The sequence below is a fragment of the Pseudoalteromonas sp. S3178 genome, from assembly GCF_005886985.1.
GTDB lineage: Bacteria > Pseudomonadota > Gammaproteobacteria > Enterobacterales > Alteromonadaceae > Pseudoalteromonas > Pseudoalteromonas carrageenovora.
In genome coordinates, this window is the sequence record NZ_PNCW01000097.1 from 1 (window position 1) to 8,314 (window position 8,314).

Annotated in this window: 5 protein-coding genes and 1 tRNA gene; 5 read left to right on the forward strand and 1 reads right to left on the reverse strand. The window is 39.9% G+C overall.

All coding sequences use genetic code 11. The features are described from left to right. Nucleotides 1-390 precede the first annotated feature (390 nt). The 3 genes from CWC11_RS19835 (at nucleotide 391) to rimI (ending at nucleotide 1,291) form a co-directional block, all read left to right on the forward strand. Nucleotides 391-467, forward strand: a tRNA-Trp gene (locus tag CWC11_RS19835). A gap of 64 nt (nucleotides 468-531) precedes the next feature. Next, complete coding sequence (locus CWC11_RS19840) at nucleotides 532-837, forward strand: hypothetical protein (protein WP_138684071.1); 306 nt, start codon at nucleotides 532-534, stop codon at nucleotides 835-837. Then, nucleotides 824-1,291, forward strand: a complete 468-nt coding sequence (gene rimI, locus CWC11_RS19845) for a ribosomal protein S18-alanine N-acetyltransferase (protein WP_138684075.1) — start codon at nucleotides 824-826, stop codon at nucleotides 1,289-1,291. Before CWC11_RS19840 ends, rimI begins: the two co-directional genes overlap by 14 nt. A gap of 23 nt (nucleotides 1,292-1,314) precedes the next feature. Here rimI and CWC11_RS19850 read toward each other — a convergent pair whose 3' ends face one another. Continuing rightward, the gene (locus CWC11_RS19850) at nucleotides 1,315-3,981 is read right to left on the reverse strand and encodes an ATP-binding protein (RefSeq protein ID WP_138684072.1); all 2,667 of its coding nucleotides are present in this window, start codon (nucleotides 3,979-3,981) and stop codon (nucleotides 1,315-1,317) included. 495 nt (nucleotides 3,982-4,476) lie between these two features. Between CWC11_RS19850 and prfC the strand changes: the two genes are divergently transcribed. Continuing rightward, complete coding sequence (prfC, locus tag CWC11_RS19855) at nucleotides 4,477-6,066, forward strand: peptide chain release factor 3 (RefSeq protein ID WP_138684073.1); 1,590 nt, start codon at nucleotides 4,477-4,479, stop codon at nucleotides 6,064-6,066. A 62-nt stretch (nucleotides 6,067-6,128) separates the two neighbouring features. Continuing rightward, nucleotides 6,129-7,871 (forward strand): arginine--tRNA ligase, encoded by a 1,743-nt coding sequence (gene argS / locus CWC11_RS19860; protein WP_138684074.1) that lies wholly within the window; start codon nucleotides 6,129-6,131, stop codon nucleotides 7,869-7,871. Nucleotides 7,872-8,314 lie beyond the last annotated feature (443 nt).

The following is an 8,314-nucleotide window of genomic DNA, read 5'->3' on the forward strand; positions in this document are numbered from 1 at the left end:
CTAGTGGGCTAAGTAAAAACCGAGCAACAAAGAGTTTATCGCCCCTAGGCAGAACCCGAAGGGCAGCGCATGTTTGGCATTTATGCTGCGTTATCGCCTATTTATGGGGAGTAACCACACTTCATAGGCTCCGCCTTGCCTAAAAACCAAACATACTGCTGCAAATTCAACCATCAAAGATCAACACGCCCTAGTTATCACAACAAGTACGTAAAAATAATTGCAGTATAGCGAGTTACTTCAATCTCAACATTACGTAATTTAAAGTGGCTACAAACAGATAATTAGCATGCTATTTCATCGTTTTGTATGTTTTAAAAGCAGTTAAACTAAAAAAGTGATTTTTTACTTTACCTTTTCTCAAAGGTCTCTATAATTCGTCGACATTGCAGGGGCGTAGTTCCAATTGGTAGAACAGCGGTCTCCAAAACCGACGGTTGGGAGTTCGAATCTCTCCGCCCCTGCCATTTCTTCTTTACATCGTTTTTATTACTTCATATATTGTTCAAGTGTTTAATCTACTGAGTTGTTATGCATCCACGTTACGCAGCTATTTTTGGTATAGAAAACCTCGAACTAAATCAGCATTATCGTCCAAAAAATACTAATTCTTCGTCAGCGCCTATACAAAGCACTGAGGCTGAGCCCTTAACACTTAATAAGCAGTTATTTACTGATATAAAGCTAAGTGCTCAACCTATGGTTATTAATAGTGTGCTTAAAGGCAGTGAAATGCAGTTAACCGATGATAAGCTTATATTGCCAACCCAACAGCTCAGTGCAAATGATAAACGCGCTTTATGGGCTTTAATGAGTGAACACCTTGATAAACTTTAACGCCGTAGATGAAAGCGCTATTGAACAATTAATGGCAATTGAAACTGCTTGCCATAGCCACCCTTGGACGCTTAAAACAATGAGTTCATGTATGGGGGGGCGCTACTTTAACTTGGCGGCGTTTGATAAAAACACATTAGTGGGTTTTTATATTGGTGAAAAAGCAGGGCCTGACTTTACGCTTATGGATATTTGTGTAACACCAAGCCACCAGGGTAAGGGTATTGCAAGGCAGCTGTTAGCCCAATTTATTGAATATGGTGAACAACAAAATGCTGAAAACCTCTTTTTAGAAGTACGTGAATCTAATACACGGGCTATTGCGCTATACGAGAACGCTGGCTTTACAGAGATGTCGGTGCGTAAGAACTATTACCCAAGTGATAACCCTGCTAAAAATGGTTTTGAAGATGCTATTTTAATGGGAATGGCTTTGAGCTTAGGTTTTTCGTAGCCAACAAGGCTTCTCAAACCTATTTAACTTACTTTATCTTGTATAGCTTGCTCAATAGCGTTTATTAAATCGTTTACTAACTCGCCTCTGGGTACTTTATTGTTACTTTTTAGGTTTTCTTCAAGTGCAGCTGCACTGTGATAAATTTCGTCAAAGTTAAAACACCCTGAACTACCTTTTATACTATGCGCTATTGTTCTTAATGCTTCCCAATCATCCGTGTGTTGTAAAGCTTTAACCTCTTCAAGATGAGCGGGTAAATTAGCTAAGTAGTTGTCAGCAATTTGCTGAAATTTCTCACTTTTTAATAAGCTATCCCATTTATTTTGATTATCTTTTTCAAGATTTAGGTAACTTACTAGTACGTTTTCTAGGGCGTCTTTGTCTATAGGTTTAGCAAGTGCTTTATCGCAACCAGCCTCTAGGTATGTGCCTATGTCATGGTTCATTACATTAGCTGTAAGGGCAATAATAGGACCGTCGTAAGCAGCATGGCGCAGCATTTTAGTGGCTTCTAAACCGCCCATTACCGGCATTTGCATGTCCATAATAATAAGCTGGTAGTCGTTAACCAAGGCCATTTCTACCGCTTGAGCTCCATTATTAGCTATATCGGGCTCAAGGCCCCAAGTTTGTAGTAGCAGTTTAATTAATAATTGGTTATCTGGGTTATCTTCCGCAACTAAAATATTGGCGTCAAAGCTGTTTGTAGCAAACGATAAAAACGGGTCTTTTTCTGGCACTAGTTGGCTTTGTTGAGTTAAAAACTCAAGCATTGGTTGATCGTCAGAGAGTTTACATGCCACGGTGATTGTAAAGCGGCTACCAACGCCCACCTCGCTTTCAAGCGTTACATCGCCGCCAAGTAGCTGCGCTAAGTTTTTAGAAATACATAAGCCTAACCCAGTGCCGCCAAATCGACGGGTCGTCGTGGCATCAGCTTGTTCAAACGGTTTAAATACTCGCTCTATTTGATGCTCAGACATACCAATACCGGTGTCGTTAATTACAAACTCAAGCTTTTGGCTAGCTTCTAAATAGTGCACACAAATAGATACGTTACCTTGCTCGGTAAATTTAACCGCGTTATTAGCAATGTTTATAAGTATTTGCTTTAAGCGAGTTACATCGCTGTAAATGGTACGTGGAAGTGGCAGATCGTACTTTACGTTTAGCGTTAGTTGTTTTTCTTGTGCTAAAGGCTCAATTATCGATTCAATGTCATGCACTAGCTGCACTACATTTAATGCCGATTGATCAACAGCGAGTTTTTCAGCTTCAATTTTTGATAAATCAAGTATGTTATTTATAAGCTCTAATAGATGTTTTGAGTTTCGTAAAATAGTACTTAAATGCTGTTTATCGTTAGCTACTTTATCGTTATGTAATAGCTGCTCTGTAAAGCCCATAATAGCCGTAAGCGGAGTGCGTATTTCATGACTCATATTCGCTAAAAAGCGACTTTTAAGTTGGTTTGCTTGTTCGGCTTGCCCAATAGCAAGCTCTAATTGACTATTCATTGCTTCAAGCGCTTTAGTACGGCTTTCTACTTTGTCTTCAAGATGGTGTTTATATTCTTCAAGCTGTTGTTGATAGTGCCTAATTTGATTAACCATATGGTTAAAGTCGTTAAACAATACGCCCACTTCATCGTTGGTATGAGCAGGTAAATGCACTGATAAATCACCATCACCTACGCGGTGGCTGGCAGCACCTAATAGCTCAATAGGGTTAAGTAATAAGTTACGTACAACTACAAAAATTAAAATAGGTAGGGTGATCACCGATATAATTACAATTAAGCCTGTAATTAGGCTTATAGCTTTACCCGATTGGTAAAGTACGCCTTTTGGAATAGTAGAAACATAATAATAGCCCCCGGGCATTTGCACGGCAAAAATCATTCGTTCAATTTTATCAATGCTTGAAAGCTCAATAGTCGAAAGCATACCAATATCGGCCAAGCTGTGTACCTGATTAAGCTCGTACTCACTAATATATTGGCCGCGCATGTTGTAGTCGGAGCTAAATAAAATCTTACCGTCTTTGGTAAGCATTAAATTAAGAGTGTTGTTATATGGGGCTTCTAAAATACTGGTATTAAGTATTGAAGGCTCTACATGTATAACAATAAAACCAAGTTGTTGTGGGCGTTTTAAATAGTAATCAACACTATAAATTCGCTGTATAAAATACAAACTTGTGGTGCCATCGTCCTTTTGAATCATAAACTGCTGTTTACTTAAATTACTTTGCAGCACTTTATTAAAAAAAGGGTAACTTTTAGGCGCAGTGGTTAAGTTATTAGAGTAATACGCATCACTTTTTCCACTGGCAGAAACTAAATTAATACTAATAATGTCTGGATAGGCTTCGCTGTAGCTGGCAAATACATCCATTAAAGCGCCAAGTCTGCGGGTATGATCGCCGTTAGCTCTAATATCATTTGTTAAAAAATCACTGAGTACTGGCGAGGTAGAAAGTAGCTTTGCTGTAGAGTGAAAAGAGTCTATGTAGTTAAATATTTTTTGCTGTTGCTGTTCAACAAAACGGCTCATTATTAAATCAGCTTGTTTTTGGGTTGAATTAGTTACGTTGGTGAGTGTGAAGCCACCTAAAAAGAGCAAAGGTAAAATAACTAAAGGTGTTATATACCACAATAACCTGATACTTAACTTACTGGTTTTCATGACCAAACTACTTATCCTCCGTGCAATCTATCAATAATATGCGTTACGACTTTATTACACAAGCTTATAGCTGTCTTGATGGCTGAAATATAATCAGCTATAAAAGTTGGTTGCTTAATATATGGATTGTTTTATTTGTCGTAACATATTGAAAATAAGTTATTAAATTAAAAATTCATAGCCAGCGTTAGCTCAAAAATTAATTGAAAAATGTTTAAATTATTACCTTTCACTTATTTTTAATCGTTCTCAAGTTGAATTAGCCATATCGGTTTCTTACAAAGCCAAGATATTTTTGAGTTAGATAGCACACTTTTATACCGACTCCTGTTACAATTGCCACTATTAAAAAATTAGCTATATGGCGTTAATTGTTGTCAATTTATTCATACTAAATTGCTCAAAGCCCAGTTAATAACGATCAACTTAACGGGTTGCCTTGCATACACTTAATGTTATGCATGTAACTTGGCATCAAACTAAAAGAACTTATTAATGGCAGACCAGAATATTATCAACGAAATTAGCAAGCGAAGGACTTTTGCAATCATATCGCATCCGGATGCTGGTAAAACTACCATCACCGAAAAAGTACTTTTGTTCGGACAAGCGATTCAAAAAGCCGGAACGGTAAAAGGCCGTGGCTCTAATCAGCATGCAAAGTCTGACTGGATGGAAATGGAAAAGGAGCGTGGTATATCGGTTACTACCTCTGTAATGCAATTTCCGTATAACAAAGCGCTGGTTAATTTACTTGATACCCCTGGACACGAAGACTTCTCAGAAGATACTTATCGTACTCTTACCGCAGTAGATTCGTGCTTAATGGTTATTGATGCCGCAAAAGGTGTAGAAGAACGTACTCGTAAACTTATGGAAGTTACGCGCCTACGTACTACCCCTATTGTTACCTTTATGAATAAGTGTGACCGTGATATTCGTGACCCAATGGAACTACTTGATGAAGTAGAAACAGAGCTAAACATTGCCTGTGCGCCTATTACGTGGCCAATCGGTTGTGGTAAAGAGTTTAAAGGTGTTTACCACATTCATAACGACGAAGCGGTTTTATACAAAACAGGGCAAGGTCATACTATTCAAGAAGTACGTACAGTAAAAGGCCTTGATAACCCTGAGCTTGATACCGCCATTGGTGAAGAACTCGCTGAGCAACTACGTGAAGAACTAGAACTTGTTATTGGTGCTTCAAACGAATTTGACCTTGAACTATTTTTAGCGGGTGAACTTTCGCCAGTGTACTTTGGTACAGCCCTAGGTAACTTTGGTGTTGATCACGTACTTGATGGTTTAACGCAGTGGGCGCCTACGCCATTACCGCGTGAAACAGAAGACCGCCAAGTAGTTGCATCAGAAGAGAACTTTACTGGTTTTGTATTTAAAATACAGGCCAACATGGACCCTAAACACCGTGACCGTATTGCCTTTATGCGTATTGTGTCGGGTAAATACAGCCAAGGCATGAAAATGAACCATGTACGCCTTGGGAAACAGGTAAGTATTTCTGATGCGGTAACGTTTATGGCGGGCGATCGTGAGCGTGCAGCAGATGCATTCGCGGGCGATATTATAGGCCTACATAACCACGGCACAATTCAAATTGGTGATACCTTTACGCAAGGCGAAAAGCTTAAGTTTAGCGGTATTCCTAACTTTGCGCCTGAGCTATTTCGTCGTATTCGTTTGCGCGATCCGCTTAAGCAAAAGCAGTTATTAAAAGGTTTAGTACAGCTTTCTGAAGAAGGTGCAGTACAAGTATTTAGACCGCTTATTAATAACGACTTAATTGTAGGCGCGGTAGGTGTACTACAGTTTGATGTAGTTGTAGCGCGCTTAAAAGCTGAGTACAACGTAGATGCTATTTACGAAGGTGTAAACGTAAATACAGCGCGCTGGGTAAGCTCAACTGACGTTAAAAAGTTTGAAGAGTTTAAACGCAAGTGCGAAAGCAACTTAGCACTTGATGGTGGCGATAATTTAACTTACATAGCACCGAGCCGTGTAAATCTTAATTTATCGGTAGAGCGTTACCCAGAAGTAACCTTTAACCATACTCGCGAAAACTAGAATCGATTGACTACAGTTAACTGAAAGCCTGCTAAGGCGGGCTTACAAAGGTAAATAATATAATGAACATTCGTACCATTTTAGTAGAAAAAGCCATTGCCGCCATGACCGCAGCAGGCCTACCTGAAGATACAAACCCAGCGGTTACACAAAGTACACGCCCACAGTTTGGTGATTACCAAATTAATGGTGCAATGGGCGCCGCTAAAAAAATGAAAAGTAATCCTCGTGAGCTTGCGCAAAAAATTATTGATCAGCTAGATGTAAGCGACATTGCTGAAAAAACTGAAATTGCCGGCCCTGGGTTTATAAATATTCATTTAAAGCCTGAGTTTTTAGCCAAAAGCGTAGAAGCGGCTAACAGCGATGCAAAGCTTGCCGTAAACGAGCACACTAAGCCACAAACTGTTGTGGTAGATTACTCATCGCCTAACCTTGCAAAAGAAATGCACGTAGGTCATTTACGCTCAACCATTATTGGTGATGCCATTGTACGCGCCCTTGAATTTAGAGGCGATAAAGTAATTCGTCAAAACCACATGGGCGATTGGGGCACACAATTTGGTATGCTGATTGCGCATTTAGAAGATCAAATTAGCCAAGGCGTAGACTTAGAGTCAGTAGCGCTTGCTGATTTAGAAACGTTTTACCGCGATGCTAAAAAACGCTTTGACGATGAAGAAGGTTTTGCAGATAAAGCCCGTGATTACGTCGTTAAATTACAAGGCGGCGATGCGCATTGTGAAAAACTATGGAAATTATTTATAGCAACCTCTGTTAAGCACTCTGAAGAAGTTTACAAACGTTTAAATGTAACGCTTACTCAAGACGATATTATGGCTGAAAGTGCATATAACGCAGAGCTTAACGATATTATTAGCCTATTAAAAGATAAAAACATTGCTGTAGAGTCGCAAGGCGCACAAGTAGTATTTTTAGATGAGCTTGCAAATAAAGATGGCGAGCCATCCGCGTTTATCGTGCAAAAGTCAGGCGGTGGCTTTTTATATGCAACCACTGATTTAGCCGCGTGTGATTACCGCTCAAATAAATTGGGTGCTGAACGTATTTTAATATTTGTTGATGCACGCCAGAGCCTTCACTTTAACCAAGTAGAGCTTACAGCACGTAAAGCAGGCCTTTTACGCGATGAAACAAGCTACGAGTTTTGCCCGTTTGGCACCATGATGGGCGCCGATGGTAAACCATTTAAAACCCGTACTGGTGGTACTGTTAAACTTGCAGATTTACTTGAAGAGTCAATTAGCCGTGCAGCAGCAAAATTAGCAGAGCGTGAATCTGACTTATCGGATCATGATCGCAGCGAAATTGCTCGTAAAGTAGGTATTGGCGCAGTTAAATATGCTGATCTTTCTAAGCACCGTACCAGTGATTACATATTCAACTGGGACAGCATGCTAAGCTTTGAGGGCGCTACAGCACCTTACTTACAATATGCTTATACTCGCGTGCGTAGTATTTTCCGTAAATCAGGTGTCGATGCCGCTACGCTAAATGCTGATGTAGCCATAGCTGAGCCGCAAGAAAAAGCACTCGCACTTAAACTGCTACAGCTTGAAGAAGTGCTTGATTTAATGATCAATGAGGCCACTCCGCACGTATTATGTGGTTACTTATACGAGCTAGCTAGCTTATACATGACATTCTACGAAGCCTGCCCAGTACTTAAAGAAGGCGTAGAGCCAAACGTACGTGATAGCCGTTTAGTGTTGTGTAACTTAGTGGCAGATACGCTAAAAACTGGATTGGATTTGTTAGGTATTGAAGTTATGGAGCAAATGTAATCACCGTCGTATTTTAACCTAATACTGCGTTATCCACCCCGACTTACCCTAATTACATACACACCGTATGCTCATAGGGATAAGTAGGGTTGGATGTCTTGTCTTAGGCTAAACTACTTAGGTGAACCGTCTGCTTCGTGTAGTTCGCTTTGACTGCGTTGTCGTGCTTTTTTAGCCTAAGTCACATACTAATTGTATGCTCCTTGGCATAAAAAAGCACTTCGCCTTGTCAGCACTCCTACACTTGCAGATATCTGAGTTGTAGTTCGCTTTAGCTGCGTTGGTAAAACTATTTAGCCTAAGTCACATACAAACCGTATGCTCCTTGGCATAAATAGTTTTACCGCCTTGCTAGCACTTCTACACTTGTAGATAATGTTAGGTGTTTATACTTGACCTCCCCTATAGGTGCATCAATTTTGTAGCTGATTGATCTGACTCCA

Coding starts and splice junctions, on each gene's coding strand:
- CWC11_RS19850 (WP_138684072.1), bottom strand. CDS start 3,981: ATGAAAACCAGTAAGTTAAGTATCAGGTTATTGTGGTATATAACACCT.
- argS (WP_138684074.1), top strand. CDS start 6,129: ATGAACATTCGTACCATTTTAGTAGAAAAAGCCATTGCCGCCATGACC.
- prfC (WP_138684073.1), top strand. CDS start 4,477: ATGGCAGACCAGAATATTATCAACGAAATTAGCAAGCGAAGGACTTTT.
- CWC11_RS19840 (WP_138684071.1), top strand. CDS start 532: ATGCATCCACGTTACGCAGCTATTTTTGGTATAGAAAACCTCGAACTA.